Origin of the sequence: uncultured Litoreibacter sp., from assembly GCF_947501785.1 — a bacterium.
GTDB lineage: Bacteria > Pseudomonadota > Alphaproteobacteria > Rhodobacterales > Rhodobacteraceae > Litoreibacter.
This window is the reverse complement of sequence record NZ_CANMXB010000001.1, coordinates 1,614,057-1,641,002: the sequence shown is the minus strand read 5'-3', so window position 1 is coordinate 1,641,002 and position 26,946 is coordinate 1,614,057. Positions and strand designations below refer to the sequence as shown.

At 60.4% G+C, this 26,946-nt stretch carries 26 protein-coding genes and 1 tRNA gene; 20 read left to right on the top strand and 7 right to left on the bottom strand.

What is annotated here, in order from left to right:
- The first annotated feature begins 1 nt into the window (after position 1).
- From Q0899_RS08175 to Q0899_RS08125, 11 genes are all read left to right on the top strand, one after another.
- The gene (locus Q0899_RS08175; RefSeq protein ID WP_299192076.1) at positions 2–1,456 is read left to right on the top strand and encodes an aldehyde dehydrogenase family protein; all 1,455 of its coding nucleotides are present in this window, start codon (positions 2–4) and stop codon (positions 1,454–1,456) included.
- A gap of 10 nt (positions 1,457–1,466) precedes the next feature.
- The gene (locus Q0899_RS08170; RefSeq protein WP_299192074.1) at positions 1,467–1,838 is read left to right on the top strand and encodes a VOC family protein; all 372 of its coding nucleotides are present in this window, start codon (positions 1,467–1,469) and stop codon (positions 1,836–1,838) included.
- On the top strand, positions 1,835–2,563 hold the full coding sequence (locus Q0899_RS08165; RefSeq protein WP_299192072.1) for an SDR family oxidoreductase: 729 nt from the start codon (positions 1,835–1,837) through the stop codon (positions 2,561–2,563). The genes Q0899_RS08170 and Q0899_RS08165 overlap by 4 nt, the downstream gene beginning before the upstream one ends.
- Before the next feature lie 32 nt (positions 2,564–2,595).
- On the top strand, positions 2,596–3,795 hold the full coding sequence (locus Q0899_RS08160) for an FAD-binding oxidoreductase (protein ID WP_299192070.1): 1,200 nt from the start codon (positions 2,596–2,598) through the stop codon (positions 3,793–3,795).
- Between the two features lie 229 nt (positions 3,796–4,024).
- Positions 4,025–6,886: a monovalent cation/H+ antiporter subunit A gene (locus Q0899_RS08155; protein ID WP_299192068.1), complete on the top strand. Its 2,862-nt coding sequence runs from the start codon at positions 4,025–4,027 to the stop codon at positions 6,884–6,886.
- Between the two features lies 1 nt (position 6,887).
- On the top strand, positions 6,888–7,244 hold the full coding sequence (locus tag Q0899_RS08150) for a Na+/H+ antiporter subunit C (RefSeq protein ID WP_298296580.1): 357 nt from the start codon (positions 6,888–6,890) through the stop codon (positions 7,242–7,244).
- Positions 7,241–8,812 carry a monovalent cation/H+ antiporter subunit D gene (locus tag Q0899_RS08145; protein ID WP_299192066.1) on the top strand — a complete coding sequence of 524 codons (1,572 nt, stop codon included), beginning with the start codon at positions 7,241–7,243 and terminating at the stop codon, positions 8,810–8,812. Before Q0899_RS08150 ends, Q0899_RS08145 begins: the two co-directional genes overlap by 4 nt.
- 4 nt (positions 8,813–8,816) lie before the next feature.
- On the top strand, positions 8,817–9,317 hold the full coding sequence (locus tag Q0899_RS08140) for a Na+/H+ antiporter subunit E (protein ID WP_298297754.1): 501 nt from the start codon (positions 8,817–8,819) through the stop codon (positions 9,315–9,317).
- Positions 9,314–9,601 carry a K+/H+ antiporter subunit F gene (locus Q0899_RS08135; protein ID WP_298296586.1) on the top strand — a complete coding sequence of 96 codons (288 nt, stop codon included), beginning with the start codon at positions 9,314–9,316 and terminating at the stop codon, positions 9,599–9,601. The genes Q0899_RS08140 and Q0899_RS08135 overlap by 4 nt, the downstream gene beginning before the upstream one ends.
- Positions 9,598–9,996 carry a monovalent cation/H(+) antiporter subunit G gene (gene mnhG / locus Q0899_RS08130; protein ID WP_298296589.1) on the top strand — a complete coding sequence of 133 codons (399 nt, stop codon included), beginning with the start codon at positions 9,598–9,600 and terminating at the stop codon, positions 9,994–9,996. The genes Q0899_RS08135 and mnhG overlap by 4 nt, the downstream gene beginning before the upstream one ends.
- A gap of 192 nt (positions 9,997–10,188) precedes the next feature.
- Positions 10,189–11,199 (top strand): patatin-like phospholipase family protein, encoded by a 1,011-nt coding sequence (locus tag Q0899_RS08125; RefSeq protein ID WP_298296592.1) that lies wholly within the window; start codon positions 10,189–10,191, stop codon positions 11,197–11,199.
- Positions 11,200–11,253: 54 nt separating this feature from the next.
- Here Q0899_RS08125 and Q0899_RS08120 read toward each other — a convergent pair whose 3' ends face one another.
- From Q0899_RS08120 to Q0899_RS08110, 3 genes are all read right to left on the bottom strand, one after another.
- Positions 11,254–11,685 carry a glyoxalase superfamily protein gene (locus Q0899_RS08120; RefSeq protein WP_299192063.1) on the bottom strand — a complete coding sequence of 144 codons (432 nt, stop codon included), beginning with the start codon at positions 11,683–11,685 and terminating at the stop codon, positions 11,254–11,256.
- Complete coding sequence (locus tag Q0899_RS08115; protein ID WP_299192061.1) at positions 11,682–13,073, bottom strand: MATE family efflux transporter; 1,392 nt, start codon at positions 13,071–13,073, stop codon at positions 11,682–11,684. The genes Q0899_RS08120 and Q0899_RS08115 overlap by 4 nt, the downstream gene beginning before the upstream one ends.
- A gap of 660 nt (positions 13,074–13,733) precedes the next feature.
- Positions 13,734–13,807, bottom strand: a tRNA-Cys gene (locus Q0899_RS08110).
- A gap of 132 nt (positions 13,808–13,939) precedes the next feature.
- On the opposite strand from Q0899_RS08110, the gene Q0899_RS08105 reads away from it, so the two are divergent.
- The 3 genes from Q0899_RS08105 (at position 13,940) to Q0899_RS08095 (ending at position 17,224) form a co-directional block, all read left to right on the top strand.
- On the top strand, positions 13,940–14,593 hold the full coding sequence (locus Q0899_RS08105; protein WP_298296714.1) for a protein-L-isoaspartate O-methyltransferase: 654 nt from the start codon (positions 13,940–13,942) through the stop codon (positions 14,591–14,593).
- Between the two features lie 19 nt (positions 14,594–14,612).
- On the top strand, positions 14,613–15,989 hold the full coding sequence (locus tag Q0899_RS08100) for a TolC family outer membrane protein (RefSeq protein WP_298296717.1): 1,377 nt from the start codon (positions 14,613–14,615) through the stop codon (positions 15,987–15,989).
- A 74-nt stretch (positions 15,990–16,063) separates the two neighbouring features.
- Positions 16,064–17,224 (top strand): hypothetical protein, encoded by a 1,161-nt coding sequence (locus Q0899_RS08095; protein WP_299192058.1) that lies wholly within the window; start codon positions 16,064–16,066, stop codon positions 17,222–17,224.
- Positions 17,225–17,240: 16 nt separating this feature from the next.
- Here Q0899_RS08095 and Q0899_RS08090 read toward each other — a convergent pair whose 3' ends face one another.
- A complete protein-coding gene (locus Q0899_RS08090; protein WP_299192056.1) occupies positions 17,241–18,692 on the bottom strand; it encodes a cobyric acid synthase in 1,452 nt (483 codons plus the stop codon).
- A 60-nt stretch (positions 18,693–18,752) separates the two neighbouring features.
- On the opposite strand from Q0899_RS08090, the gene Q0899_RS08085 reads away from it, so the two are divergent.
- Positions 18,753–19,328: a cobalamin biosynthesis protein CobQ gene (locus Q0899_RS08085; protein WP_299192054.1), complete on the top strand. Its 576-nt coding sequence runs from the start codon at positions 18,753–18,755 to the stop codon at positions 19,326–19,328.
- Here the strand turns inward: Q0899_RS08085 and Q0899_RS08080 are convergent.
- Positions 19,325–19,780, bottom strand: a complete 456-nt coding sequence (locus Q0899_RS08080) for an Lrp/AsnC family transcriptional regulator (RefSeq protein ID WP_298296729.1) — start codon at positions 19,778–19,780, stop codon at positions 19,325–19,327. The genes Q0899_RS08085 and Q0899_RS08080 overlap by 4 nt on opposite strands.
- A gap of 106 nt (positions 19,781–19,886) precedes the next feature.
- On the opposite strand from Q0899_RS08080, the gene Q0899_RS08075 reads away from it, so the two are divergent.
- The 3 genes from Q0899_RS08075 to Q0899_RS08065 all read left to right on the top strand — a co-directional run bounded on the left by Q0899_RS08075 (position 19,887) and on the right by Q0899_RS08065 (position 24,343).
- Positions 19,887–23,135, top strand: a complete 3,249-nt coding sequence (locus Q0899_RS08075) for an L-glutamate gamma-semialdehyde dehydrogenase (protein ID WP_299192051.1) — start codon at positions 19,887–19,889, stop codon at positions 23,133–23,135.
- A 99-nt stretch (positions 23,136–23,234) separates the two neighbouring features.
- Entirely contained in the window at positions 23,235–23,978 is a 744-nt protein-coding gene (locus tag Q0899_RS08070) for a rhomboid family intramembrane serine protease (protein ID WP_299192049.1), read from the top strand.
- Positions 23,975–24,343 (top strand): GFA family protein, encoded by a 369-nt coding sequence (locus Q0899_RS08065; protein ID WP_299192047.1) that lies wholly within the window; start codon positions 23,975–23,977, stop codon positions 24,341–24,343. Before Q0899_RS08070 ends, Q0899_RS08065 begins: the two co-directional genes overlap by 4 nt.
- Here Q0899_RS08065 and Q0899_RS08060 read toward each other — a convergent pair.
- Complete coding sequence (locus Q0899_RS08060; protein WP_299192045.1) at positions 24,340–25,065, bottom strand: FkbM family methyltransferase; 726 nt, start codon at positions 25,063–25,065, stop codon at positions 24,340–24,342. The two genes, Q0899_RS08065 and Q0899_RS08060, sit on opposite strands and share 4 nt — an antisense overlap.
- Positions 25,066–25,079: 14 nt before the next feature.
- On the bottom strand, positions 25,080–25,643 hold the full coding sequence (efp, locus tag Q0899_RS08055; RefSeq protein WP_299192043.1) for an elongation factor P: 564 nt from the start codon (positions 25,641–25,643) through the stop codon (positions 25,080–25,082).
- 216 nt (positions 25,644–25,859) lie between these two features.
- Between efp and Q0899_RS08050 the strand changes: the two genes are divergently transcribed.
- Together Q0899_RS08050 and Q0899_RS08045 are read left to right on the top strand one after the other, a co-directional pair.
- A complete protein-coding gene (locus tag Q0899_RS08050) occupies positions 25,860–26,174 on the top strand; it encodes a DUF6280 family protein (protein WP_298296748.1) in 315 nt (104 codons plus the stop codon).
- Between the two features lie 63 nt (positions 26,175–26,237).
- Positions 26,238–26,912, top strand: coding sequence for a trimeric intracellular cation channel family protein (locus Q0899_RS08045; protein WP_299192040.1), 675 nt, complete (start codon positions 26,238–26,240; stop codon positions 26,910–26,912).
- The last annotated feature ends 34 nt before the right edge of the window (positions 26,913–26,946 follow it).

Below are 26,946 nucleotides of genomic sequence, written 5' to 3'. Positions count from 1 at the left end.
CATGTCCATCTCCCTAAACGGCCTGAACCCCGCGCAATGCTTCATTAGCGGGGTGTGGTGTGATCCGGTGGCGGGCGACACGCTGGAATTGATCAACCCCTCGGACGGCTCGCATTTGTGCAATATTGCGAAGGGCGGGGTGGAAGATGTCGACCGCGCGGTCGCGGCGGCCGAAACCGCGATGCGTGGCGATTGGGGCCGGTCCACAGCTGTAGAACGCAGCCGTATTCTATACAAAACGGGCCAGCTGGTGCTGGGCCATATTGACCAGCTGGCAGAGCTTGAGGCCAAAGACGTGGGCAAACCCCTGAAGCAGGCCCGCGCCGATGTGGTCGCCTTGGCGCGCTACATGGAATTCTATGCAGGCGCCGCTGACAAAATACACGGGGCCACCATTCCGTATCTCGACGGCTATACCGTCTACACCTTGCGTCAGCCGCATGGGGTGACGGGCCATATCGTGCCTTGGAACTACCCGATGCAGATCATCGGGCGATCCGTGGGTGCGGCCTTGGCGATGGGCAACGCCTGCGTTTTGAAACCGGCGGAGGAAGCCTGCCTGACCGCTTTGTATTTTGCCGAACTGATGGCGCAGGCAGGCCTGCCGGCCGGCGCGCTCAATGTTGTGCCTGGATTGGGGGCGGAAGCGGGGGCCGCCTTGAGCGGACATGAGGGTATCCACCACATGTCCTTCACCGGCTCGGTCGGCGTCGGCAAGCTGATCCAGCAATCGGCGGGTGCAAATGTCGTGCCGGTAACGCTGGAACTTGGCGGCAAGTCCCCGCAATTGGTCTTCGACGACGCTGATATCGACGCAGCCTTGCCGTTTTTGGTTAATGCCGGGATACAGAATGCGGGCCAGACCTGCTCGGCCTCGTCGCGCATTCTGGTGCAGCGCGGCGTGTACGATCAGGTGTTGACCAAGATGGTGCAGCGCTACAGCGCGCTGCGTGCAGGTCCCGCCATGGATGATTTTGACGTGGGTCCGCTGGTCTCCAACCGCCAGAAGGACATCGTGGAGAGCTTCCTGAAACGGGGCTCAGATTTGAAAGTGGCGGCACAAGGCGCCGTGGTGGATGGTGCGCCGGAAGGCGGCGCTTACGTCGCGCCAACCTTGTTTGAAGGCGTCAGCCCCGACCACACGCTCGCCCAGGACGAGATTTTCGGCCCGGTTCAGGTGATCATCCCATTCGAGACGGAAGAGGAGGCGCTCCAGATTGCCAATGGCACCCAATACGGTCTCGTGGCCTCGGTCTGGACGGGGAATGGCGCGCGGCAGATGCGGCTGGCCAAGGCTCTGCGGGCGGGGCAGGTCTTCCTCAACAATTATGGCGCGGGTGGCGGGGTGGAGCTGCCCTTTGGCGGCACCGGGCTGTCAGGCCATGGCCGCGAAAAGGGGTTCGAGGCGCTTTATGGGTTTTCAAGCTTGAAAACCGTCGCAGCGCTGCACGGATGAAGGAGGTCTGATGACGTACAAACCGGACGGATATAACGATTTATCGCCCTATCTGATCGTGTCAGATGCGCAGGCGGTTCTGGATTTTGCCATTGCTGCCTTTGGGGCGACAACGCTGCGGGTCTTTCACCGTAACGATGGCAGCATCATGCATGCGGAGACCCGGATCGGGGACAGTGTGCTGATGATCGGACAGGCCGATGGGCCGCCTGCGCATCTGCATTTGTACATGCCTGACCCGGACGCCACGTTGGATCGCGCTGTTGAACTGGGTGCGACGCTGGTGCAGCAGATGAAAAACGACGAACACGGGGACCGTCGCGGCGGTGTCCAAACCGATGACGGCACCACATGGTGGCTGTCCAAACAGGTGAACGCATGAGGCTTGACGGAAAAATAGCGATCGTGACCGGCGGGGCGTCGGGTTTCGGTGCGGGGATCACCCGCAAGTTTTTGGCTGAGGGCGCGCGTGTCATGGTCGCCGACCTCAACATCGAAGCGGCAGCTGATTTGGGAGCGGAGGCCGTGCAAACCAATGTGGCCAGCGACACAGATGTGCAAAACATGGTGCAGGCCACGCTGGACCGGTTCGGCCGCATCGATATCCTGATCAACAACGCCGGCACCACCCATTTGCCTGCCGCGATGGAAGAGATTGGCGAAGATGATTTCGACAAGGTCTTCGCGGTGAACTGCAAGTCGGTCTATTTGACCGCCAAACACGTGGTCCCGCTGATGAAGGCGCAAGGGTCGGGCGCGATCTTGAATGTCGCCTCCACGGCCGGGGTCAGCCCGCGTCCGCGGCTGAATTGGTACAACGCCTCCAAAGGGTGGATGATCACCGCGACCAAGGCCATGGCGGTGGAACTGGCGCCTGACGGCGTGCGGGTGAACGCGATCAACCCGGTGGCGGGAGAGACGCCGCTCTTGAAATCATTCATGGGCGAGGACACACCGGAGGTCCGCGCCAAGTTTATTTCCACCATCCCCATTGGTCGCTTCTCCACGCCTGAGGATATGGGCAACGCCGCGTGCTATTTGTGCTCGGACGAGGCGTCTATGGTCACCGGCGTTTGCATGGAGGTTGACGGCGGGCGCTGCATCTAGTCAGGTCTCTTTCGGACACGACGGAGGACGACATGCAGACACCATCAAAATCAAGCTACGACGTGGTGATCGTCGGTGGCGCAATGTACGGGTCTTCCGTCGCGTGGTGGCTGTCGCGCACCCCCGATTTTGACGGCTCCATTCTGGTCGTGGAGCGTGACCCGAGCTACGAATTTTCGTCCACGGGGCACACCAACAGCTGCATTCGGCAGCAGTTTTCGAACAAGGTGAATATCCAAATTTCGCAGTTTGGGGCCGAATTCATCAATAACTTTAAGGACTTCATGGCTGATGATGATGCCCCTCACATCTTGCTGCAGAACTATGGCTACATGTATTTGGCCGATACGCCCGAATTCGCAGAGACGCTTCAGGAGTTGCAACGCATCCAGCAAAGTCTCGGGGCAGGGACCAAATACATGACCCGCGACGAGATCGCGGCGGACTACCCGTTCTACCAGCTCGACGACATCATTGGCGGCAACCATAATCTGATCAACGAAGGTTATTTCGACGGCGGCACCATCTTCGATTGGTGGAAGCGCAAGGCGCGCGCGCAGGGGGTGGAATACATCCATAATGAAGTGGTCTCGATGACCCGCAACGCGGCTGGGACCCGTGTCGAAAACGTGACGCTCGCCTTGGGAGAGACCGTTGCCTGCGGCACGGTCGCCAACTGTTCGGGACCGCGGGCAGTGCTGACTTCGCGCATGGCCGGGATCGAAGTGCCGATTGAGCCGCGCCGCCGCTATACGTTCATCTTTGACGCCGAAACCCCGCTGGACCGCGACCTGCCGCTAACGATTGACCCCTCAGGCGTGCATATGCGCAGCGACGGCAAATACTATCTGGCTGGATGCCCTCCTGATGAGGATCCGGCGGTGGATTACGAGGATTTCTACGAGGATCACGCCATCTGGCAGGACAAGGTCTGGCCCATCGTGGCCACCCGGGTGCCTGCCTTTGAGACGGTGAAGGTGATCAACTCATGGGTGGGGCATTACGCGTTCAACACGTTCGACCAGAATGCGGTAATCGGGCCGCACACGCAGGTTGAAAACTTCGTTTTCGTCAACGGCTTCTCTGGCCACGGGCTGCAGCAGTCGCCTGCTATGGGCCGGGGCGTGGCAGAGTGGATCGCATATGGCGAATACCGCAGCATCGACCTGACACCGTTTGGCTTCCACCGGATCGAAAGCGGCACCAAATTCGTTGAAAAGGCCGTCATCTAGGCTGCACAAACCAAGCAGAGAGGCTGACGCGACAAGACGCCGTCCTGGCAACTTGGCGGCTGAGCCGCAGCAAGGGATGCGATGCGCGGCCGCGGCATGCTTGGTCTGTGCGGGTAGGGCGGGTTACCGCAGTTGATTTCTGCGCAAGCAGAACCACTTACACTTGAGGTTCAGCCAATTTTACCACAAAACGGGGAAACCCGTTTCAGACCATTGATCAGGAGTTCGCGTGTCCCTCTTCCTTATCGTTGCGTTGCCCTTCCTTGGTGCATTGCTTCCTGGTCTGATGAATTCCGCTGGCCGCGCGGCCTGCGCGGGCGTGACCTTCACCATCAGCCTTGCCGCTCTGATCGGGCTCCTGACCAATCTGCCAGCCGTTCTGGCGGGCGAGCTGGTCACGGCGCGGATCGATTGGATCCCGATGCTGGGCATGAATTTCACGCTGATGCTGGATGGCTTGGGCTTCTTCTTTGCCGCGTTGATCCTCGGGATCGGGCTGCTGATCATCACCTACGCCCGCTACTACCTCGCCCGCGAGGACAATATGGGCGAGTTCTTCACCTATCTGCTGCTGTTCCAAGGCGCGATGGTGGGGATTGTGCTGTCGGACAACATCCTGCTTTTGCTGGTGTTTTGGGAGCTGACCTCGCTGTCTTCCTTCCTGCTGATCGGCTATTGGAAGCACCTGCCCGAAGGCCGCCAAGGCGCGCGCATGGCGTTGACCGTAACCGGCATGGGCGGACTGGCCATGATTGGGGGCATGCTGATCTTGGGCCAGATCGCGGGCAGCTATGATCTGAGCGTCATCCTGCAAAATCGCGAATTGATCCAGGCCGACCCGCTTTACTTGCCCGCGTTGATCCTGATCCTGATGGGTTGCTTCACCAAATCGGCGCAGTTCCCGTTCCACTTCTGGTTGCCGCACGCCATGGCTGCACCGACACCTGTATCGGCCTATCTGCACTCCGCCACCATGGTCAAAGCCGGTATCTTCCTGATGGCCCGCATGTGGCCGGTGCTGTCCGGCACGCCGGAATGGTTTGTGATCGTGACCACCGCCGGTCTGGTGACCATGGTGCTGGGTGCGGTGATCGCGCTGTTCAAGCATGACCTGAAGGCGCTGCTGGCGTTCTCGACCGTCAGCCACCTGGGCCTGATCACGATGCTGCTGGGCACTGGCACCGCATTCGGGGCCATGGCCGCGATGTTCCACATCCTCAACCACGCAACCTTCAAGGCCGCGCTTTTTATGTCGGCTGGCATCATCGACCACGAGACCCATACCCGCGACATCCGCCGCTTGGGCGGGCTGCGCCACCTGATGCCGATCACCTTCACCATTGCGACGCTGGCGGCACTGTCGATGGCGGGTATCCCGCTGCTCAATGGCTTCCTGTCGAAAGAGATGATGCTGGAGGAGGCCAATCATACGGTCCTCTTCAACTCCCCTTATCTGGTGCCGGTGCTGGCCACCGTTGGCTCGCTGTTCTCGGCGGCCTACTGTTTCCGCCTGATCGGCCACACTTTCCTTGGTCCGGTCCGCGATGACTACCCCGCTAAGCCGCATGATCCTCCTGTAGGTCTATGGGGTCCGCCGTCGCTGCTGGTGATCCTTGTGGTCGTCATTGGCGTCGCACCGTTCTTTGCTGAGCCATTCGTCAAGCTGGTCACCGCCTCTGTACTCGGGGAGGCCGCAGAGGTTCCCAAAGCCTATTTCAAGATCTGGCATGGGTTGGTGCCCGCGTTGTTCATGTCCATTGCGGCGGTCGTTGGCGGCCTGCTGATGATGGCCGTGTTCAATCCCGCGTTGCGCTTGTGGGACGCGGCCCCGCGCCCCGAGGCCAAGACCATATTCGAGGCGATCATTGCCTTCGCAGTAGGCCTCGCCCGCCGCATCATCGCGCCGCTGCATGACGGGGCGTTCTCGCGCTACGCGGCGATCATGGCGATTACCGTGGTGGCCATGGGCTATCATGCGTGGGTCACCGGCACCGTCGGCGCGCCGACCCGCACACCGCAAACAGCCAATCCGGTGCAAATCGCAGGCTGGCTGATGCTGGTCGCGGCCACGGGCGGGCTGGTGTTCCTGCATCGCAACCGGCTGCTGTCGCTGATCCTGATCGGCATCGTTGGTCTGATGGTGTCGGTCGGCTTCGTGTTCTTCAGCGCGCCCGATCTGGCGATGACCCAGCTGACGGTTGAGGTGGTGACCATCATCTTGCTGCTGCTGGCGCTGAACTTCCTGCCCAACCGCACGCCTGTCGAAAGCACCGTGCTGCGCCGCACATCAGACACTGTCGTGGCGGTCGCGGGCGGTCTGGCGGCAACCGTCTTGTCCTATCACTACTTGCTGCGCGACACGGTCGCGCCCAGCATCTCTGAGTTCCACCTCGCTAATTCCTACAAAGGCGGGGGCGGGACCAATGTGGTCAACGTGATCCTCGTCGACTTCCGGGGCTTTGATACCTATGGCGAGATCATCGTGCTGGGCATCGCCGCGCTGCTGATCTACGCGCTGACCGAAACCCTGCTGTCGGGACCCGTGCGCGCCCGCCTGCTGAACCGCAAGCCCGACCAACCCCGTGCGGGCAACATGCACCCGATGATGATGGTGGTGATGACCCGCGTCATCATGCCGGTGGTGCTGATGGTGGCCTTCTACATCTTCCTGCGGGGCCATAACGAGCCGGGCGGCGGCTTCATCGCGGGCCTTGTGGCCTCGATCGCTGTGGTGATGCAGTACATGGCCTCTGGCTTTGCCTGGACCACCGCGCGGCTGCGCTACCCTTATCACGGCGTGATCGGGTCGGGTGTGCTGATCGCCGGTTTGACCGGCATCGGGTCGTGGTTTTTCACCAAACCGTTCCTGACGTCTGACTTCACCTATGTGCGCATCCCGCCGTTTGAGAAGTTCGAGCTGGCCACAGCCGCGCTGTTTGATCTTGGCGTGTTCCTTGCTGTGGTCGGCGCGGTGATGTTGTCGCTTGAAAGCTTCTCCCGCCTCGCGCGCCGCGCGCATGTACAAGATAGCGACCACCCTATGGATATCGACCCGTCCCGCGACGACCCCAAGAAAGAGGCGGAGGCGTAATATGGAATTTCTCGTCGCTTCCGCCATTGGCATTCTCACCGCCGGGGGCCTGTATCTGGTTCTGCGCCTGCGCACCTTCCCGGTGATTCTTGGCATCTCGTTGCTGACCTACGCAGTGAACGTGTTTCTGTTCGCGTCGGGTCGTCTGACGGTCGGTGCGCCGCCGATCCTGACGGATGCCACGACATACACCGATCCGTTGCCGCAGGCCCTGGTGCTGACGGCGATTGTGATCTCTTTCGGGATGACGGCTGTCATCGTGATGATCGCGCTGGGCGCTTATCTGGGGGCCGATGATGACCGTGTCGACGATCCCAAAGGCGAGCCGGAGTTTGACACCGAGGAGGACGCCCAATGACGCATTGGTTGATCCTTCTGGTCGTTCTGCCTGCCTTCATGGCTCCGTTCATCGTGCTGGCTGCGCGGTATCACATTGTTATCCAGCGGGTGATTTCCGTTGCGGGCGTCGTGGCGCTCATCGCGATTGCCGCGGGGCTGGCCGCGCAGGCCTCTGATGGAACGGTCACGCTCTATCAGCTGGGGGATTGGGCCGCGCCATTTGGTATTGTGTTGGTTGGCGATCGGCTGTCCACGCTGATGGCGCTGCTTACAGCGGTGCTGGCGCTGTTTGTTCTGCTCTATGCCATCGGGTCAAAATGGGACACTCGGGGTTGGCATTTCCATGCTTTGTTCCAATTCCAGTTGATGGGCATCATGGGCGCGTTCCTGACGGGGGATTTGTTCAACCTGTTCGTGTTCTTCGAGGTGCTTTTGATCGCGTCTTACGGGTTGATGATCCACGCAGGCGGTACGGTGCGGCTGCGGGCAGGGGTGCAATATGTGCTGTTCAACCTTCTGGGTTCAACGCTGTTCCTGTTCGCGCTGGGCGCGATCTACGCAGAGACGGGCACGCTCAATATGGCGGACCTCGCGCAGCGGGTGCAGCTGATCGACGCGTCCGATACCGTCGGCATTCGCATCGCCGCCGTGTTGCTGCTGATGGTCTTCGCCATCAAGGCCGCCGTGGTGCCGCTGCACTTTTGGCTGCCCTCCAGTTACGCCGAGGCACCGGGTCCGGTGGCCGCACTCTTTGCGATCATGACCAAGGTGGGCGCCTATGCGATCATCCGGGTATATACGCTGATCTTCTCGCCAGAATTGGAGGTCACCGCGGGCCTGCACGGTTGGTGGCTATTGCCTGCCGCGTTGGTGTCGCTGGCGATTGGTATGGTCGGCGTGTTGGCCGCGCGCAAGCTGGACCGTCTGGTGGCGTTCTCAGTCATTGGGTCAATGGGCATGGTGATGGTGGCAATCTCGCTTTTCACACCGACGGCCACGGCGGCGGCGCTATACTACATCGTGCATTCTACGTTGGCCGCGGGTGCGTTGTTCTTGATCTCGGACCTTGTCCGCACGGGACGCCGCAACAACCTGCACCTCACCGCACAGGCCCCTATGGAGGGCGCCGCGCTGACGGCGGGGCTGTTCTTTGTGGCGGCCATTGCCATGGCGGGCCTGCCGCCGCTGTCGGGCTTTGTCGGCAAGCTGCTGGTCCTCGATGCTGGCTTTGATACGCCCTACATGGCGTGGGTCTGGGCGGTGGTGCTGGGCTCCAGCCTGGTCAGCGTGGTTGGCTTCGCCCGCGCGGGCAGCGTGCTGTTCTGGAAGGCCGAAGGGCTTGCCAAAGAGGTTTCCGACGACGGTGAAGAGGAAGCCGGTCGCCCCGAAGCGCCATCCGTCTTGTCCTATGTTGCCGTTGGTGGTCTCATTGCATTGCTGGTTGCGCACACGGTGTTTGCAGGCCCTGTGACGCGCTACACCTCAGAAATCGCGGGCCAGCTATACGCGCCAGACGGCTACATCTCGACGGTTCTGGACACGCCTGGCAAGCTGTCGGGCGACAAGGCCGTGAAGGAGGAGCACTGACATGATCACCAAAGCTGTCCGCTGGCTCTTGCCGCACCCTGCGTTGACCGTGCTCCTGGCCATCACCTGGAGCCTGCTGCAAAACTCGCTCTCTGCCGGGATGGTGGTGTTCGGGATCATCCTTGGAATCGTCATTCCCATCGCTACTGCGCGCTGGTGGCCCGACCGCCCCAAGTCATTCCGCACCTGGCCGATGCTGCGCTACTGCGTGCTGGTAATCTGGGACATTCTGGTCGCCAATGTGCAAGTGGCTTGGATCGTCCTGACCAAGCCCAATTCCAAGATGCAACCGAAATGGGTGGTCATCCCGCTGGAGCTGCGCTCGCCGGAGGCGATCAGCATTTTGGCCAGCACCATCACGCTGACCCCGGGCACTGTGTCGGCTGACCTCTCTGACGCGGGTCATTGCCTGCTGGTGCACGCCCTTGATGCCGAGGACGCAAACGCCGTACGCGACGAGATCAAGGACCGCTACGAACGCCGCCTACTGGAGATTTTCCAATGACCCTAGCCACAGATCTGATGAATTGGGCGCTGTCTGCGTCGTTCATAATCGTCGCGGGGTCGCAGATCATGGCGATGATCCGATTGTGGATTGGGCCAAGCACCGGTGACCGCATTTTGTCGCTCGACACCATGGTCATCAACGCGATAGCGCTGATCGTGCTGTTGGGCATCCACCAGGGCACCCAGATTTACTTTGAGGCCGCGCTGATTATCGCCATGCTGGGGTTCGTCTCAACCGTGGCCTACGCCCGGTTCGTGCTGCGGGGGGACATCATCGAATGAGCTTGGAAACCGTTGGCATCTTCGCAATTGCGCTGTCACTGCTGATTGGCATCATCTTCACGTTGGTGGCCGCGATTGGCCTGTTGAAGCTGAACGATTCCATGACGCGGCTGCACGCACCAACCAAAGCGGGCACTGTCGGGGTGGGGGCGTTCCTGATGGCGTCGATAATCAATTCCTACACGTTTCAGGACGGCTCACTGCACGAGCTCTTGATCATGGCCTTCCTGTTTGTCACCGCGCCGGTCTCGGCCAATTTCATCGCCAAGGTGAACATCCACCGCCGCGCCTGCGACGCGCTGCCCGAGCCGCCGCAAGATGACACATGGTCTACCCTGAACGTGCCCGAGGCTGACCTCGAGATTGAGGAAATGACGTCGGAGCAGTCTAGCTAGCGGCGGCCAAGGCGGGTTTTCTTGCTCGCCAAGCCGGGTTTTGGTACGCTCGCCCGGCATTATTGCGACAAGATTTATTAAAACGTGTAGCGCCCGCGCGGTGTTGGGGTTCATTTCTAACCCGGTTCCAACCTCGCTCATGCTGCCCATTGCCTGATTTTACGGGCATCATTTTGACGAGGAGATATTACAGTGAGCATCACCATCAATGGCGAAGAAAAGCGGATCGGGTTGGCGTTGTCTGGCGGCGGGTTCCGCGCAGCAGCCTTCCACCTTGGCACCTTCCGCAAGCTTCAGGACCTGGGGCTGCTCGACAAGGTCGATCTCTTGTCCTGCGTCAGCGGCGGCAGCATCGCCGGGGCGTTTCTGGCCTCCCACTGGGGCAACCCGAATGTGTTGGATTCCTTGGAAACCTATGTGCGGACCCGCTCGATAGCGGTCTCTTCTTTCCTTGGCGGCGCGCTGAACCCGTTCATCACGCGGCTCGACGCATTGGCCGCATCTTACGATAAGCACCTGTTTCAAGGGGCCACCATGTCTAGCCTCGCCAACGGGCCGCGCATCTACCTCAATTCGACCAATCTCTCGACCGGCAACATGTTCTTCTACGTTGCGGGCGGCGGGCTGCCTGAGGAGATGGGAGAACACGAGCTGGGCCAATCCTCTGCGTCCAACCAGAAGATCAGCGATGCTGTGGCTGCGTCGTCATCCTTCCCGCCGGTCTTTCCGCCCCTTATGGTATCTGAAACCGATTTTCCGAATGAAGAGACCGAATTTGTCACGCTGACAGACGGCGGCGTCTACGACAATTTGGGGGTCAATCCGTTGATGCGGATGGACCGCAACCGGCTGGACTACGCTTTGGTCAGCGACGGTGGCAAACCGTTCGTGATCAATGATGCGCCCACGCAGTCCGGCTCAAAAGTGTTGATCGAGGCGATTGGCATCCTGATGGAACAGGTCCGCGGCCTGCAATTCCAACGCATGGCCCTGGCGCATGCCGCCGGTTCCGGCCCGCACCCGGTCTGGTTCTCCATCGACAGCAAGGAGGGGGAGCTTCACCCGGGCGATTCTGAATTCGCCTCCAGCATCGGCACCAACCTCAAAAAGCTCAGCGAGGCCGAGTTCACGGTGCTGACCCGCCACGCCGGAGCCCTCTGCGAGGCCCGTATCCGCAAATGGGCGCCGGAGCTTATTCAATAGGCAGCTTAGCAGGGCCCTGCAGTTGGATCGCACATCAGCGTTTCGGGGATGCCCTCACCAAAGATCGACCTCAAGTTGGGCATGGCCGTTGCTTGTTCGCTCCATCGAATGGCCCTTGGGGCCGACAACGCCGCTGATGCGCGACCGGAAGTTAGAGAAGCCGTCGGAGGTAACGACGTCAATTGCCTCTTCCAGCTGCAGCTCCAAGCGGAACCATTGCGGCTTGACGTTGGCCACAGACACAACATGCGCCGTGAACGGTTTGGATAGGAACCTGCCTTTCACCTTGCTGCCAACAGTCCACCCGTGGGGAGGACCATTGGCAATTGCGGCGGACATCGTGTTCCAATCGCGAAAGCCGTGCCGATGGGCAACGATCTCAAGGGACTTGGCATGACCCAAAGGCGCGCCGTCCCTGCCAGCCTTGGTGCGCAATTGTCGGGCTTGGTCTTTCGCTTGCGCTGCTGTCGGAAGTTGCGGGCTCATGACGCGGCTCCTTTCTGAGCATGAAACAGGCCCCAATGCAGGGTCGATTTTCGCGCCGTTTTCCAAAGCACCAATCCCGTCAGACCGGCCAACATTGCCTCGGCAACGGGGCCGGCAGCCCAAATTCCGATCTCCCCAAGCCAAACAGGCAGCAAAAACGTTAGTGGGATTGCAAAGGCATAGGGTTTGGTCAACCCCAACAGGGCCGCTTTGCCGGCAGCCCCAATCGCCTGAAAATAGGCGGCAATCATCATCAACGGCCCCATCAGGAAGAACACACAGGTCATCAGCGGCAAAATGCGTGCCACTTCGGCGATGACTGCCACATCGTTGACAAAGGTGCTGGCGATTTGGGCGGGAAGGCTCATCACAACGATCTGCACAATGCTGCAGTAGAGAAATGCCCCCCATATCGCCATGCGCAAGCTGGCATCCGACCTGCTCCAGAGCGAGGCGCCGTAATTGTTGCCCGCAATCGTTTGCATGGCAAAGGATAGCCCCAGCAGTGGCAGGTAGGCAAAGGTGATGACGCGGGTGATGATCCCATAGGCCGTGATGGTGTCGGCATAACCTGGCCGACCAACCCATTGCAAAGCTGTGATAATCGCCGCCGATCCAAGCGCCAACCCGATGAAGCCCAGGCTTTGAGGTGCGCCCAATGCAAGGATTGCCCCCCAATTCCGGCTCAATGAATGGGACAGCAGCGTCGCGGGTCGCAGGGAAGTCTCGCCGCGGAAGCGAAATGCGAGAATGATCAGGAAGGCGAGCGCCTGTGCCGCTGCGGTGCCATAGGCAGACCCGGCCACGCCCATGTCCAACATAGCGATTAAGACGAAGTTGAACGCGATGTTTGCTATTGAGACCAAAAGGCTCATCGCCGCCATGAAGCCGACGCGCCCCTCGTTGCGCAGGGCGTCAGAGTTGACGGATAGCATGAACAGCAGTGGTGAGAAAAAGACCGTGATCCGAAGATAGACGACGCCCAACTCTGCCAGTGATTCCGTCCCTCCCGCTGCCAACAGGGCAACCGGTTGCCCAATGAGGACAAACAACAGGATCAAAAGAGCGCCCAACGCAATGGCCAAACCGTGCGCGCCCGCAAATGTGGCGCGTGCTCCGTCCATATCGGCGGCACCGAGCGACCGCGCGAGAAGGCTCGACATGCCATTGGCCACCAATGTGGAAAGCGCCACGATCAGCATATAGATCGGGAACATCAAGGTAACGGCTGCCAATGCGTCGGGACCGACGTAAATGCCAAGAAACAGCGCGTCCGCGACGGACAACAGCCCGTTCATTCCCATCACCAGAATGATCGGCAATGCGGTTTTGAGGTAAATGGTCCCAAGGGGCCCGTTGGTAAACGTATTTCTGGGGGTAACAGCCATATCCCGTATCTCTCTAGCCTGATCGCGCAGAATAAGATGGGACCCGCATTACCATCCGCGCGATATGCGGAAAGAGGTAGGTAGATATGTGTTGCAGAACTTCACCATGACAAGTGTCAGCGAGAGGCAGGCGTCTACGGCCTGCGCTTGGGCTATTCCAATATGTATCGATGGTCAAGATGGGGGTTGCCGACCGGGCATCCTCATTTGAAAGCAGCTGACAGTCTGAAGTCAGGTCCCGCAGATGTTGGGCACCAATGAGTGGCAGATCCCCCATCCGGTGCGGATCCGAATTCGACCTCATTGACCGTTGAGGTCGGCGCGAATCTCAGGATACGACACATGTGGGCGTTGATCGCTGCTGGCCCCTCTGTGCCCCTGAACGTTTAGAATAAGCGTCCGCAGCCCCGCTGCGGGTGATCGACACACCGCCCCGGCTGATGCCGCCATCAGTCGCGAAACCCCACTAGGACAGATCACCTTGTCAAAATAAATTAGAAATCTGGAATGCAATGGGTTTTGGCCTGCCTGGGCAATCAGGCGCGTTCGCTCGGGTCGATGCGGTCAAGACGCCGGTAGAGTGGGCCGCAACAATGGCGCGCATCCGCAGCGTTGCGGGTGAATTTGTTCAACGAGATCAATGTGACTATTGATTTTTAGTGGAGGCGAGTACCGGAATCGAACCGGTGTACACGGATTTGCAATCCGCTGCGTCACCACTCCGCCAACTCGCCTCACATGGTGCCGGATGTCTCTAGCCTAGGCATAATTTCCGCGCAAGAGCGCAAAGCGGCTGATCGGTTGTTGTCGCCCCTTTCTTTATGTGGCAAACCGAGTATAACCGAAACTAGACTGATGAGTTTAGTATGACTGACTTTGCCGCAAACCGCACCATGATGGTGGACACTCAGGTCCGCCCGTCTGACGTGACCAAATTTCCTATCATCGACGCCATGTTGACGGTGAGGCGGGAGGCCTATGTACCGTCCGCGCGCCGCGAGGTGGCTTATGTGGACGCAAACATTGGGCTGCAACCCGGCCGTGTCATCTTGGAGCCGCGTACCTTGGCCAAGATGCTGGACGCGATGGAGGTGGAGCAATCCGACGTGGTGCTCAACATCGGGGCAGGGCTTGGCTACACGGCGGCGGTTCTGTCGCGCATGGCGGAGGCCGTGATAGCGGTTGAGCAGGACGAAACCCTCGCCAAAGACGCAGAGGCCGCGTTGATTGAGCAGGGCGCCGACAACGTCGTGGTGATCGAGGCACCGCTCGCTGAAGGCGCTGCCAAACACGGGCCGTACGACGCCATTTTGATTGAGGGCGCCGTCGAAATGGTACCGGCTGCTCTGACTGACCAGCTCAAAGATGGTGGCCGCATTGCGGCCGTTTTCGCGAAAGGCGCGTTGGGCGAGTGCCGCATTGGCTACAAAATTGATGGCAATGTCAGCTGGCGGCTGGCGTTTAACGCAGGGGCACCGGTTCTTCCCGGATTTGAAGCCGAAAAGGCATTTTCCCTTTAAAGCAGGATTGCGAGGCGTGATGAAAACCAAAGTTTGGCGTAAGGTGGTTGGTGCCGCCGCGACAGTTGCAACGCTTGCTATCACCCCGACCGCCGCTTCGTCCGAGACCCTGCAAGACGCGTTGGTGGCGGCCTATCTCAATTCCAACCTGCTCGAGCAGAACCGTGCCTTGCTGCGCGCCACCGATGAAGACGTGGCTGTCGCGCTGTCGGCCCTGCGGCCGCAAATCTCGGCCATCTCGACGTTTGGACATGCCGATCAGGCCACCGGCCCGGCCGGCGGCAATCTTTCGGCCACGGTCAGCGTCGGCCTTGATCTGCTGCTCTATGATGCCGGGCGCACCAAGCTGGGGGTTGAGGCCGCCAAGGAGACGGTGCTCGCCACCCGTGCGCAGCTGGTAAATGCCGAGCAGCAGGTGCTGCTGAATGCGGTCAACGCTTATGTGGGGGTGCTGCGCGACGCGCGCGTGGTGTCGCTGCGCCAGAACAACCTGCGCCTGATTACCCAGGAACTGCGCGCCGCGCGGGATCGGTTTGACGTGGGTGAGGTGACCCGCACGGATGTGGCACAGGCCGAGGCCCGGCTGGCTGAGGCCCGCGGCGCGCTTGCTCAGGCGCAAGGCAATTTGGCCATTTCGCAGGAACTCTATGTGGCCACAGTCGGCAAACGCCCGGGGAACCTGAGCGCGATCCCGTCATTGCCGCCGCTGCCGGGCTCTGTCGCCGATGCCCGCGCCCTGGGGGAGCGTAACAGCCCCTCCATCGACCAGGCCCAGCACGAGATACGGGCCAACGAACTGAACGCCGCGCGCGCCCGCGCCGCAATCCGGCCCACCATTGGGCTGACCGCCAATGCTGGGCACAGCCGCCGCAATGACAACAACTCGTCCATCGGGCTGCAAATGACGGTGCCGATCTACCAAGGCGGGCAGCTAAAGGCATTGGAACGCAAGGCGCTCGCGCAGGTGCATGCGTCGCGGTCCAACCTCAATCAGGCGGTGCTGATCGTGCGCCAGAATGTGTCGGACAGCTGGTCGACGCTGGCCGTCGCCAATGCGCAGCTGCAGGCGTCTGAGCGCCAAATCCGCGCCGCGCAGGTGGCATTCAACGGGGTGCGTGAGGAGGCTAAACTTGGGGCCCGGACCACCCTCGACGTGCTAGATGCAGAGCAATCCCTGTTTGACGCCCGCACCAACCGCGTGGTGTTCGAGACACAGGTCTACGCTGCCGCATACCAGCTCTTGTCGTCCATGGGGTTGTTGACGGTCTCGGACCTCAAACTGCCTGTAAAACAATACGATCCCAACGAATATTTCGATGCCGTCAAGGGCGCTCCGGTACGTCGCACCAAGCAGGGCGACAAGCTCGATCGTATCCTCGGTCGCTATCAAAAGTAGCGACAATTTGATCCGTGAGTTGTCAGGGCAGGGCCCAGACGTTATTCTTTGCCCAAAAGTGTGGAGGCACGAGCATGTCTGACCCTGTAGCCAATGTTGGAGATGTCGAAGACGTTTTGTCTTCGATCCGTCGCCTTGTGTCCGAAACATCCTCAGACGCGCGCGCGGACGGCCCCGCGGATGATGAAGCTGAGGCTACGCCGGCCGAGGGTGAATCTGAGATGCTTACCGATGACACGACGCAGGTCGAACCTGAGGCACAGGCGCAAGATGCGCTGATCCTGACCTCTGCCCTGCGCATCAAAGAGCCTGAGCCCCCGGTCCCCGCCAACACCGTGTCCGAGCTGGACAGCCTGCGCAAAGCCGTGTCCGGCGCGTTTGGCGATGCTGACGAAACGGATGACGCGCCTGAGGTGGCCGAGGACGATGCGGCTGAGGCGACTGCCGGTGATGTCACCAAGCTGGACCTGCCTGAAAGCCGCCTGCATTTGGCCAGTTTCAAGGACATTGAGAACGCCGCCGAGGAAGAGCAGCAGCCGACAAGCTGGTCGGGGAAGCCGCCGGAAGACTATTACGAAGATGAGGTGGAGGAAGACGCCTCTATCGCCGCCGCCGCTGATGATGATGAGACATGGGTTTTCAAAAAGCCCGACATTGCGCCGGAAGAGGTGGAGGCTGAGGAAGACACGCTCGACGCTGCGACCGACGAAGTCGAGGATGAAATCACCGAGGAAGAGAATGGCGAGGTAGACAGCGCCGAAATCCACCAATTTGCGGCGCCCGAGGACGCAACAGCCGAAGAGGCCGTGGACCAGTGGCACGAAGGCGAAGCCGAAGCCGAAGATGTGGCAGTCGATGTCGCCGCGGAGGAAGACGTCGCAGAACACGCGGGCGATGAGGCTAACGATACGCCGCAGATGGCCACATTTGTGCGCGCCGCGCCAGATGTTTCAGAAGTTGAGGCCGCCGAGATCGCGGAGGCAGTCAACACAGAGGAAGAGCCCGCAACCATGTTCGACAGCGACGAGGAAGACGATCTAAGCGACGACGGCCCAACGATTGACCTGTCAGAATTGGACGAGGGCGTGATTGACGAGGATATGTTGCGCGACATGGTCGCCGACATCGTGCGTCAAGAGCTTACCGGCGCCATGGGTGAACGTATCACCCGTAATGTGCGAAAGCTGGTTCGTCGCGAAATTCACCGCGCGATGGTTGCGCGGGAATTCGACTAACTGTCTGATCTAAAATCTAAACATTCGTCGCAAGCGCAAGTAGGCGAGGGAGGTCGACATGCGCCTCCATATGATCGGCTAGGGCGTTTAGGGCGTCTTCGACGGACGCGGTATAGTCGCCCACCTGCGCAGTACCGCCCAGCTCGGCGATGAAGCCCGCGCGAAACGCATCCGACCCAAAAAGCCCGTGCAAATAGCAGCCGCGCACCCGGCCATTTTCTGAAGCCGCGCCAGCGGCTTTGCCCGCAATCTCCAACCACGCGCGCGCGCAATCCGGCCCGGTGGTGTGCCCGATATGGATCTCGTAGCCCGTCACTTCTGTGCCGCCGGGCCGTGTTTCACCACGTACCTGCGCCAGCTGTTTTTCTGGCGACATCACGGTTTCAACGTCGAGCAGACCCAACCCCTCGACCGCGCCCGGCGCGCCCTCAATGCCCTCCGGGTCGTCAATCCGCCGCCCCAACATCTGATAGCCGCCGCAAATCCCCAACACATGCCCGCCGCGCCTGACATGCGCGGTCAGATCAATATCCCAGCCTTGCGCTCTGAAATGCGCCAGATCTCCGATGGTGGATTTCGATCCGGGGATCAGCACCAGATCGGCGTCGCCGGGCAGGGGACGTCCCGCTTCGATTATTTCGACAGACACACCGGGTTCCTGGCTCAACGGATCCAGATCGTCGAAATTGGCAATCCGCGACAGGCGTGGCACCGCGATTTTGATCCCCGCACCCTTCGAGGACGCAATATCCATGATGTCTTCCGCGGGCAGCTTCCACGCATCGGTAAACCACGGCAGCACGCCCAACGCGGCCCAGCCCGTGCGCTGGGCAATCGCCGCGTCGCCCTCATCAAACAAGGACACGTCACCGCGAAACTTGTTCACCAAGTAGCCCACGATCCGCTCGCAATCCTCCGCCGGCAGCACCGCATGCGTACCCACCAGCTGCGCAATTACGCCGCCTCGGTCGATGTCACCCACCAACACCACCGGCGCGCCGACCGCTTCGGCAAAGCCCATATTGGCGATATCACCAGCCCGCAGGTTGATCTCCGCCGGGCTGCCCGCGCCCTCGATAATTACCAAATCCGCATCAGCCGCCAAACGCTGAAAGCTTTCTACCGTCTTCGACAACAACTCCGGCTTCGCCTTCGCGTAATCCCGCGCCTTCAACGTGGCAAACCGTTTGCCCTGCACGATCACCTGCGCGCCTACATCGCTTTCAGGCTTAAGCAACACAGGGTTCATATCCACCACCGCGGGTACCCCGCAGGCCAAAGCCTGCAGGGCCTGCGCGCGGCCAATTTCCCCGCCGTCGCTCGTCACGGCAGCGTTATTCGACATGTTTTGCGGCTTAAACGGGCGCACGCGCAGGCCCCGCCGCGCAAACACCCGACACAGCCCCGCCACGATCACCGACTTGCCCACATTCGAGCCCGCCCCTTGGATCATAATCGCCTTGGCCATTTCACGCTCCTGCCGTTACGGTTTCGGGGTGACAAGAAGCGGCACCAAAGTAAAGACCACATGAACACCCCGACTCATCTGATTTTCGGCGCCGCCGCCTTCGCGAAGGAAGGCCAGCCCCGCGTCACAACCGCCGCATTGCTCGGCGCGCTTGCCCCCGATCTGTCGCTCTATCTTATGGCCAGCTGGCACCTGTTCTTGATGGGAACCGACGCAGAGATCGTCTTCCGCGTCCTCTATTATTCCGACACATGGCAGGCGATCTTCGCGGTCGATAACTCCTTCTTCGTCTGGGGCGGGCTCCTGGGCTTTGCGCTTTGGGCCAAAAGCCCGGCCTTCATCGCCTTCGCAGGCGCGGGGCTGTTGCATTTGGCGCTTGATTTTCCGCTGCACAACGATGACGCCCGCGCGCATTTCTGGCCCGCCACCGATTGGAAATTCATCAGCCCCGTCAGTTATTGGGATCGCAACCACTATGCAGGCGTCGTCGGACCTATCGAGATGGTCGCAAGCGTCACCTGCCTAGCTATCCTCTGGCGCAGGTTCCAAACCCTGATCCCGCGTCTCATCCTGACATTGGCCGCGCTGATGCAGCTGGCTCCGGTCTTCATCTGGGTCTTCGTCTTCGACCGCTAAATCAGCTCTTCCTTCACCGCCTCCATCACCACATGGGTCGAGGTGTTCGACACATGCGGCAGTGACGAGATTTGCTCCCCCAAGACTTGTCGATACGCCTTCATCGACGACGTGCGCACCTTCAATATGTAGTCAAACCGCGACGCCGTCATGTGGCATTCCTCCACCTCTGGCACCGCCATGACGGCAGCGTTAAACGCGCTCAAAGCCGCCTCCCGCGTGTCGTCCAGCTTCACCTCGACAAAGGCGATGTGGTCCAGCCCCAGTTTCACCGGGTCCAGCATCGCCTTGTAGCCCGTGATGATCCCGTCCTTCTCCAGCCGTTTCACCCGCGCCTGCGTCGGCGTGTTCGACAGGTTGATCCGCCCCGCCAAATCGGTGATCGAAATGCGCCCCTCCGCCGCCAGAACCCGCAGAATAGCTTGGTCATAGTCGTCTAAGGTCTTATCCATGCATCTGCCGTTCGTCAGAGAATTTCACCACGTTTCTATCAAAAATGGAGAGAGTAAATCAAGAAATATGCTAAACTGCATGTAATCTATGTCAAAAGGTGCTGCTATGAAATCCCTCGAAAGCCTTCGCAAAACCATCCGCACCCACACCATGCCTGACGAGGGCGCGGCCGTCGCCCGTCTGACCAAAATGGCCAACCTTACCGCCAAGGAACGCGCTCGCATCGTGGTCGACGGCGCCAAGCTGGTCTCCGACATCCGCACCTCCGCCAAGCCCGGTCTGATGGAGGTCTTCCTCGCTGAATACGGCCTCAACACCGATGAAGGCGTGGCGCTGATGTGTCTGGCCGAAGCCTTGCTCCGGGTGCCGGACGCCGACACGATGGACGCGCTGATCGAGGACAAGATCGCCCCGTCCGATTGGGGCACGCATCTGGGCCATTCCTCCTCCTCCCTCGTCAACGCCTCCACCTGGGGGCTGATGCTGACGGGCAAGGTGTTGACCGACGACGAACCCGGCATCGCAGGCCAGCTGCGCGGCATGGTCAAACGGCTGGGGGAGCCGGTGATCCGGGCCGCAACCGCCCGCGCCATGAAAGAAATGGGCCGCCAATTCGTGCTGGGGGAGACCATCGAAACCGCGATGCTACGCGCCAAAGATGAGGAAGACCAAGGCTTCACCTACAGCTACGATATGCTTGGGGAGGCCGCCAAAACCGACTCCGACGCGCTGGGCTACCTCAAGTCCTACCGCGACGCGATCACCGAGATTGCCAAGGGCGCGACCCACCAAGATATCCGCGAAAACCCCGGCATCTCGGTCAAGCTGTCCGCCCTCTATCCGCGCTACGAGACGCCCCACAAAGAAGACGTCATGGCGATCCTGCAACCCCGCCTGTTGGAGCTGTGCCAACAAGCAGCAAAAGCCCAAGTGGGCCTCAACATCGACGCCGAAGAGGCTGACCGCCTTGATATCTCCCTCGATATCATCGAAAAAACTCTGAGCGATGAAACACTTAAAGGCTGGGACGGTTTCGGCGTCGTGGTGCAGGCCTACGGACACCGCGCCAGCTTCGTGATCGACTGGCTGCACGCGCTTGCCACCACCCATGACCGCAAAATCATGGTCCGCCTCGTCAAGGGCGCCTATTGGGACACTGAGATTAAGCGCTCTCAAGTGCTGGGGCTGGACGGCTTTCCCGTCTTCACCCACAAGCCTGCGACAGATATCAGCTACATCGCCAATGCCCGCAAATTACTGGGCCTGACGGACCGCATCTACCCGCAATTCGCCACTCACAACGCCCACACCGTCGCCGCTATCCTGTTCATGGCCGAGGACACACAATCATTCGAATTCCAGCGCCTGCATGGCATGGGCGACCGCCTGCATGACCTCGTCATGGCCAAAGGCGAGACCCGCTGCCGCATCTACGCCCCCGTCGGCGCGCATCGCGACCTCTTGGCCTATCTCGTCCGCCGCCTGCTGGAAAACGGGGCGAACTCCTCTTTCGTCAACCAAATTGTCGACGAAGACGTGACCCCAACCGAGGTCGCCTCCGACCCGTTCACCGACATTGAAGACGCCACATATCCCGCGGTCACCCACCCGCGCGACCTTTTTGCGCCGCGTATCAATTCCAAAGGCTGGGACTGGAACGACCCCGTCCACATGTCCAACATCGCCAAGGCCCGCGCCAGGTTCGCGGACACCCCGCTGACCTTCAAACCCGCCGATACCGCCAAGGCGCTAAAAGCCGCCAAACCGTGGGACGCCGACGTCAAAACCCGCGCTGACGTGCTGCGCAAGGCCGCAGACCTTTATGAGGACAATTACGGCCAAATCTTCGCCGTGCTCGCCCGCGAGGCCGGAAAGACCACCATCGATGTGATCGGAGAACTCCGCGAGGCCGTCGATTTCCTGCGTTATTACGCCGATGAGGCAGCAAATCACAAAGGCGCGCCGCGTGGCGTCTTCACCTGCATCTCGCCATGGAACTTCCCGCTGGCCATTTTCACCGGCCAAATCGCCGCCGCCTTGGCGACCGGCAACGCGGTTCTGGCCAAACCGGCCGAACAAACGCCGGTCATCGCTGAACTGGCCACGAAACTCCTGCACAAAGCTGGTGTGCCCAAATCCGCCCTTCAATTACTGTCCGGCGGCGGCGCTGTCGGGGCCGAATTGACTGCCAGCCCCGCCATCGACGGTGTGTGCTTCACCGGATCGACGGCGACAGCGAAACGCATCCACGAGACCCTCGCCACCAAAGGCAATTGCCAAGCGCCGCTCATTGCGGAAACCGGCGGCCTGAACGCCATGATCGTCGACAGCACTGCGCTGCCGGAACAAGCGACGCGGGACATCATCGCGTCGGCTTTTCAGTCCGCAGGGCAACGGTGCTCTGCGCTGCGCTGCCTCTACGTACAGGAGGATATTGCCGAAGGATTAACCGAGATGCTGACCGGTGCCATGGCCGCTTTGAAGGTCGGCGACCCGTGGGACATGGAAACCGATATCGGCCCGATCATCGACGCCCCCGCCCGCGACAAGATCGCCGCCCATATCGAAACCGCGCGGGGCGAGGGCAGGGTGGTCTTTGAGACGCCGCACAAAGCGACCGGCAACTTCATCGCCCCAACCATGATCAAACTCGGCGGCATCGCCGATATGGGCGAAGAGATCTTTGGCCCTGTCCTCCACATCGCAACCTTCAGGTCGCACGAACTGGATCAGGTCATCGCCGACATCAACGCCACCGGCTACGGGCTGACCTTCGGCCTGCACTCGCGCATCGACGACCGGGTGCAGCAGGTGGTCGATCAGGTCCATGCGGGCAATATCTATGTCAATCGAAACCAGATCGGGGCGATTGTCGGCTCGCAGCCCTTTGGCGGGGAGGGGCTGTCGGGCACCGGCCCCAAGGCGGGCGGGCCGAACTACCTCGCAAAATTTGTTTATACGCAGTCCAAACGCAAAGTAGACGGAACAAAGACATTGCCCGGACCCACCGGAGAGAGCAATCAGCTGACCATCCTCCCCCGCGCGCCGATGCTGTGCATCGGGCCCGATATTGGCAAGCAGATGGCGGCCGTGGACAAGGCCGGTGGCCGCCCGATTGAGGGCGAGATGGATGACATTGCCAAGCTCGAAGACATTGGCGGCGTGCTTTACTGGGGCAAAGACGGCGCGGTGATGCGGCAAATCCGCAAACTGCTCTCTGCGCGTGACGGGCCGATTTTGTCAATGATAACAGGCACGCCCAGCCCTGCAGACGTCATCGCAGAGCGGCATACCTGCATCGACACCACAGCCTCGGGCGGCAACGCGCAATTGCTGGCGGAGGTCGGCCAGTAACGGGCGGCACCAAACTCTCCCCGAGAGTTTGGAGGCAGAGTTTCGGTGAAACTCTGCGCCCCCTTGCCTCTGGCGGCAGACTAGGCCAGCCTCGCGCCCATGTTTCCAATTCGCGACCACAACCCGTCCGAGCGCACGCCCTATGTGACCTACGCGCTCCTGGCCGCCAACATCCTGATTTTCCTCAGCTATTGGCCGTTGCAAACCAACAACCCGAACGACCTGGGGGCCTTCTGGGACGCCTGGGCCATGCGCCCCGTCGAGATCAGCAATGGCATCGACCTGCACACGTTGGTAACCTCCATGTTCCTGCATGGCGGCTGGATGCATTTGGCCGGTAACATGCTGTTTTTGTACATCTTTGGCGACAATCTGGAGGATCAGCTGGGCCATGTGCCGTTCCTGCTGTTCTATCTTGCCTGCGGGGTGCTGGCGGATTTCGGGCAAATCCTGGCCGATCCCAATAGCCCGATCCCCAATGTGGGCGCGTCGGGCGCGATTGCGGGCGTGATGGGGGGGTACCTTCTGCTCTTCCCCAAGGCCAAGGTGGACATCATCATCATTTTTATCGTCTTCTTCAAAATCTTCCCGATCCCGGCTTGGGTGATGCTGGGCCTGTGGATGGCGTTTCAGCTGTTTAACGGGATCACGGCGGATATTTCGGGTGGCGGCGTCGCCTACTGGGCGCATGCGGGCGGGTTCATTGCGGGTTTCGTGATCCTGATTCCGTTTTGGCTCAGACGTGGCGGCCAAGCATTTTGGCAGCAGACCGAGGGACACCCGCCACATCCTGACGCCAAGTATTCACCCTCCACCATTCCCGTTATCCCGAGGCGCAAATGACCGAACGTTCCATTGCCACCTGCCATTGCGGTGCGGTGAAGATCTCCTTCGAGATGGAGGGCGGATTAGACGGCCTGCGCCGCTGCGATTGCTCTATCTGCCGCCGCAAATACCCCGCAGCCGTGTCGGGGCGCAGAGATGATGTGGTGATCGAGCAGGGGGCGGAGAACCTGTCCACCTACCAATTCGGCACGATGACCGCGAAGCATCATTTCTGCAAAACCTGTGGCATCCATGTCTATCACAACCGGCGGTCCAACCCGTTGGAAATAGGGGTCAATGTTGCCTGTGTGGAGGGCCTGCCGCCACGCATTGCGGGGGATGCCAGATGGGTCGACGGGGTGGTGCACCCCAACGACGCCTAGCGCGTCATGTAGAGCGCCCATTTCTCAAGGCTGACCTGTTTGAACCCCATGGCTTCAAGCTGCCCGATCATCGTCTCCAGCGAGGTGCCGCGCTGTTCCAGGAACTGCGGGTGGACCTCCATGATGATCTTGTCGCAATGGGCGAAAGTCTCGGCGTCTTGGGCCACCAGGTCGCCCTCCATGCCCTCGATGTCGCAGATCAGGGTGAAGCGGCCACCGACCAGCTGATGCAGCTCTTTTAGCGACGTGGTCGGCACCGAAAAGCTGTTCGCACCGGCGGCGGCACCCTCCACCACGCGGTTGTCCAGCAAGGAGGCATCCTGCTGCAATACCACCTCATCCACGCCATAGCCAATCGCGGCGCGGCGCATATGGGTGCGTTCCCCGCTGCCGGCATTTTTGGTGCAAATGTCAAAGATGGCCGGGTTGGGTTCGACCACAACATGGGTCCCTTCCGGCCCAATCTGGTCGCGGATCACCTTGGAAATCACGCCCAGCGCGCCGCCAAGTTCAATCACCGTTTCGCCGGAGACGACATGTTGGCGGATCAAGGCGGCCTCGGTGTTTTCGTACCGGTTGCGGGCGATGAAAAACCGGATGCGTGTGTCCACATCCGCAGGAATGTCCACCGTCACGCCGTGAATGGGGAATCGCGTGCGGGAGGCCCCGCCCGTCAGGGCGAGATACACCAATTTGCCGAATGTCTTGATGCGCCGTTTCATAGGCGGCAGCCCTATCAGGCCCGCTCGCTATATTCCATGCTTTCCGTGTCGACGATGATCGCCTCATCTACGTTGATGAAGGGCGGCACCATGATGCGGAACCCGTTATCCAGCACCGCAGGCTTGAAAGACTTCGACGCCGTCTGGCCTTTGACCACCGGTTCCGTCTCGGTCACCGTGCAGGTGACTTTTTGCGGCAGCGACACGCTCAGCGCTTCGCTTTCGTAATATTCGATCTGCGCGTTCATGCCATCCTGCAGGAAGGGGCGGCGCTCGCCCAGAAGGTCGGCGGGCAGTTCGATCTGTTCGTAGGTTTCGGTGTCCATGAAGGTCAGCATGCCGTCTGTCTCAAACAGAAATTGCTGGTCTTTCTGCTCAAGGCGGACCTTTTCGACCTTGTCGGCGGACCGGAAGCGTTCGTTCAATTTCGACCCGTTGCGCAGGTTCTTCATCTCGACCTGTGCAAATGCGCCACCCTTGCCGGGTTTTACGTGGTCAACCTTAACGGCGATCCACAGGCCGTCATTATGTTCCAGGATATTGCCCCCACGAATCTCGTTTCCGTTGATCTTTGGCATTGTGGCATTTCCTTGACAAAAGGTTGATCGAACTTTGGCCGGACCTATATATTGGTAATGAATCCGGGGCAAGACAGCTAAATGCAGTGACAATTTGGTTTAAGTTATGCGTTGAGCGCATAGCTGCTATATAAGAATTGCAATGACGAATCGGTAGAGATGCGTCATAAAGAGCGCCACGCCCAAGATACAAGAGCAAAAACAAAAGGACGCGAAATGGCTGCTGATTTCGTAGACGGTACCGCTTTTAACTTCGAGCAAGGTCAACGCTCCCGCAAGCTGTTTGCGGCTGTTGTTCTGGCTGCGCTGGATGATGCGATTGCCGACGATAAGAAATATGGAAATGGACCAGAGCAAATTGCGCGCTGGGCACGCTCCCGCGATGGGCGCGAAGTGCTGAGCTGCGCCGGCATCGACCCAAACGAGCGGGTTGTGTCGGGCCTGATGGAATTTGTGGGCAATGGTGTGCGCACCTCCGTCGCGCTATCGCGCGAAGAGAGCGAACGCCGCTCGCAGGCCGAAGCCGCTTAATCCGCGCCTTATCGGTCGACCTGATAGCGCGTCCCCTTGGGGGCGCGCTTTTTCGTTGGGGTTATGTCTTCCCCTGATAAAGTGCCCGACATGATCTTCGACAGCCCCACCCCCATCCTGCAGTTTCTGGACCTTGCCGCCGCCGTGGCCTTTGCCATCACCGGCGCGCTGGTGGCGTCGCGCAAGCAATTGGATGTGCTGGGCTTCATCTGGCTGGCGGTGATCACCGGCGTGGGCGGCGGCACGGTTCGGGATCTGGTCTTGGGTGTGCCGGTGTTCTGGGTGGTGGACCCGACACCTGTGGTCGCCTGCATGGTGACGGCCGTGTTGGTGCATTTCGGCGCGCATCTTCTGGAATCACGTTATCGGTTCATACTGTTCTTTGACGCGTTCGGCATGGCCTTGGTGGCTGTGGCCGGGACGGCGAAGGGGCTGGATGCGGGCACCAGCGCCCTGGTGGCGGTGATGATGGGCGTGATGACCGCCGCCTTGGGCGGCATCATCCGCGACACGTTCGGGCAGGAGCCGTCGATTATTCTGCGGCGCGAGATCTATGTGGCGGCTGCCGTCGCGGGCGCCTGCGCCTATGTTGTGATGGTACAGTTCGGGGTGGACCGCGTTGTTGCCATGGGGGCCAGCTTTGTGCTGGCCTTTGTGATCCGGGTTCTGGCCGTGCGCTACAACTGGTCACTGCCTGCGTACCGGGGCCGTGAAGGGCGGGATATGTCTGGAGAATGAGGGTTTGCGCCGGGCGTTGCCCGTCGCGATGCAT

Coding starts and splice junctions, on each gene's coding strand:
- Q0899_RS08165 (WP_299192072.1), top strand. CDS start 1,835: ATGAGGCTTGACGGAAAAATAGCGATCGTGACCGGCGGGGCGTCGGGT.
- Q0899_RS08095 (WP_299192058.1), top strand. CDS start 16,064: ATGTCTGACCCTGTAGCCAATGTTGGAGATGTCGAAGACGTTTTGTCT.
- mnhG (WP_298296589.1), top strand. CDS start 9,598: ATGAGCTTGGAAACCGTTGGCATCTTCGCAATTGCGCTGTCACTGCTG.
- Q0899_RS08160 (WP_299192070.1), top strand. CDS start 2,596: ATGCAGACACCATCAAAATCAAGCTACGACGTGGTGATCGTCGGTGGC.
- Q0899_RS08065 (WP_299192047.1), top strand. CDS start 23,975: ATGACCGAACGTTCCATTGCCACCTGCCATTGCGGTGCGGTGAAGATC.
- Q0899_RS08045 (WP_299192040.1), top strand. CDS start 26,238: ATGTCTTCCCCTGATAAAGTGCCCGACATGATCTTCGACAGCCCCACC.
- Q0899_RS08060 (WP_299192045.1), bottom strand. CDS start 25,065: ATGAAACGGCGCATCAAGACATTCGGCAAATTGGTGTATCTCGCCCTG.
- Q0899_RS08115 (WP_299192061.1), bottom strand. CDS start 13,073: ATGGCTGTTACCCCCAGAAATACGTTTACCAACGGGCCCCTTGGGACC.
- Q0899_RS08090 (WP_299192056.1), bottom strand. CDS start 18,692: ATGGCCAAGGCGATTATGATCCAAGGGGCGGGCTCGAATGTGGGCAAG.
- Q0899_RS08105 (WP_298296714.1), top strand. CDS start 13,940: ATGACTGACTTTGCCGCAAACCGCACCATGATGGTGGACACTCAGGTC.
- Q0899_RS08145 (WP_299192066.1), top strand. CDS start 7,241: ATGACGCATTGGTTGATCCTTCTGGTCGTTCTGCCTGCCTTCATGGCT.
- Q0899_RS08120 (WP_299192063.1), bottom strand. CDS start 11,685: ATGAGCCCGCAACTTCCGACAGCAGCGCAAGCGAAAGACCAAGCCCGA.
- Q0899_RS08170 (WP_299192074.1), top strand. CDS start 1,467: ATGACGTACAAACCGGACGGATATAACGATTTATCGCCCTATCTGATC.
- Q0899_RS08085 (WP_299192054.1), top strand. CDS start 18,753: ATGAACACCCCGACTCATCTGATTTTCGGCGCCGCCGCCTTCGCGAAG.
- efp (WP_299192043.1), bottom strand. CDS start 25,643: ATGCCAAAGATCAACGGAAACGAGATTCGTGGGGGCAATATCCTGGAA.
- Q0899_RS08100 (WP_298296717.1), top strand. CDS start 14,613: ATGAAAACCAAAGTTTGGCGTAAGGTGGTTGGTGCCGCCGCGACAGTT.
- Q0899_RS08150 (WP_298296580.1), top strand. CDS start 6,888: ATGGAATTTCTCGTCGCTTCCGCCATTGGCATTCTCACCGCCGGGGGC.
- Q0899_RS08080 (WP_298296729.1), bottom strand. CDS start 19,780: ATGGATAAGACCTTAGACGACTATGACCAAGCTATTCTGCGGGTTCTG.
- Q0899_RS08175 (WP_299192076.1), top strand. CDS start 2: ATGTCCATCTCCCTAAACGGCCTGAACCCCGCGCAATGCTTCATTAGC.
- Q0899_RS08050 (WP_298296748.1), top strand. CDS start 25,860: ATGGCTGCTGATTTCGTAGACGGTACCGCTTTTAACTTCGAGCAAGGT.
- Q0899_RS08135 (WP_298296586.1), top strand. CDS start 9,314: ATGACCCTAGCCACAGATCTGATGAATTGGGCGCTGTCTGCGTCGTTC.
- Q0899_RS08070 (WP_299192049.1), top strand. CDS start 23,235: ATGTTTCCAATTCGCGACCACAACCCGTCCGAGCGCACGCCCTATGTG.
- Q0899_RS08075 (WP_299192051.1), top strand. CDS start 19,887: ATGAAATCCCTCGAAAGCCTTCGCAAAACCATCCGCACCCACACCATG.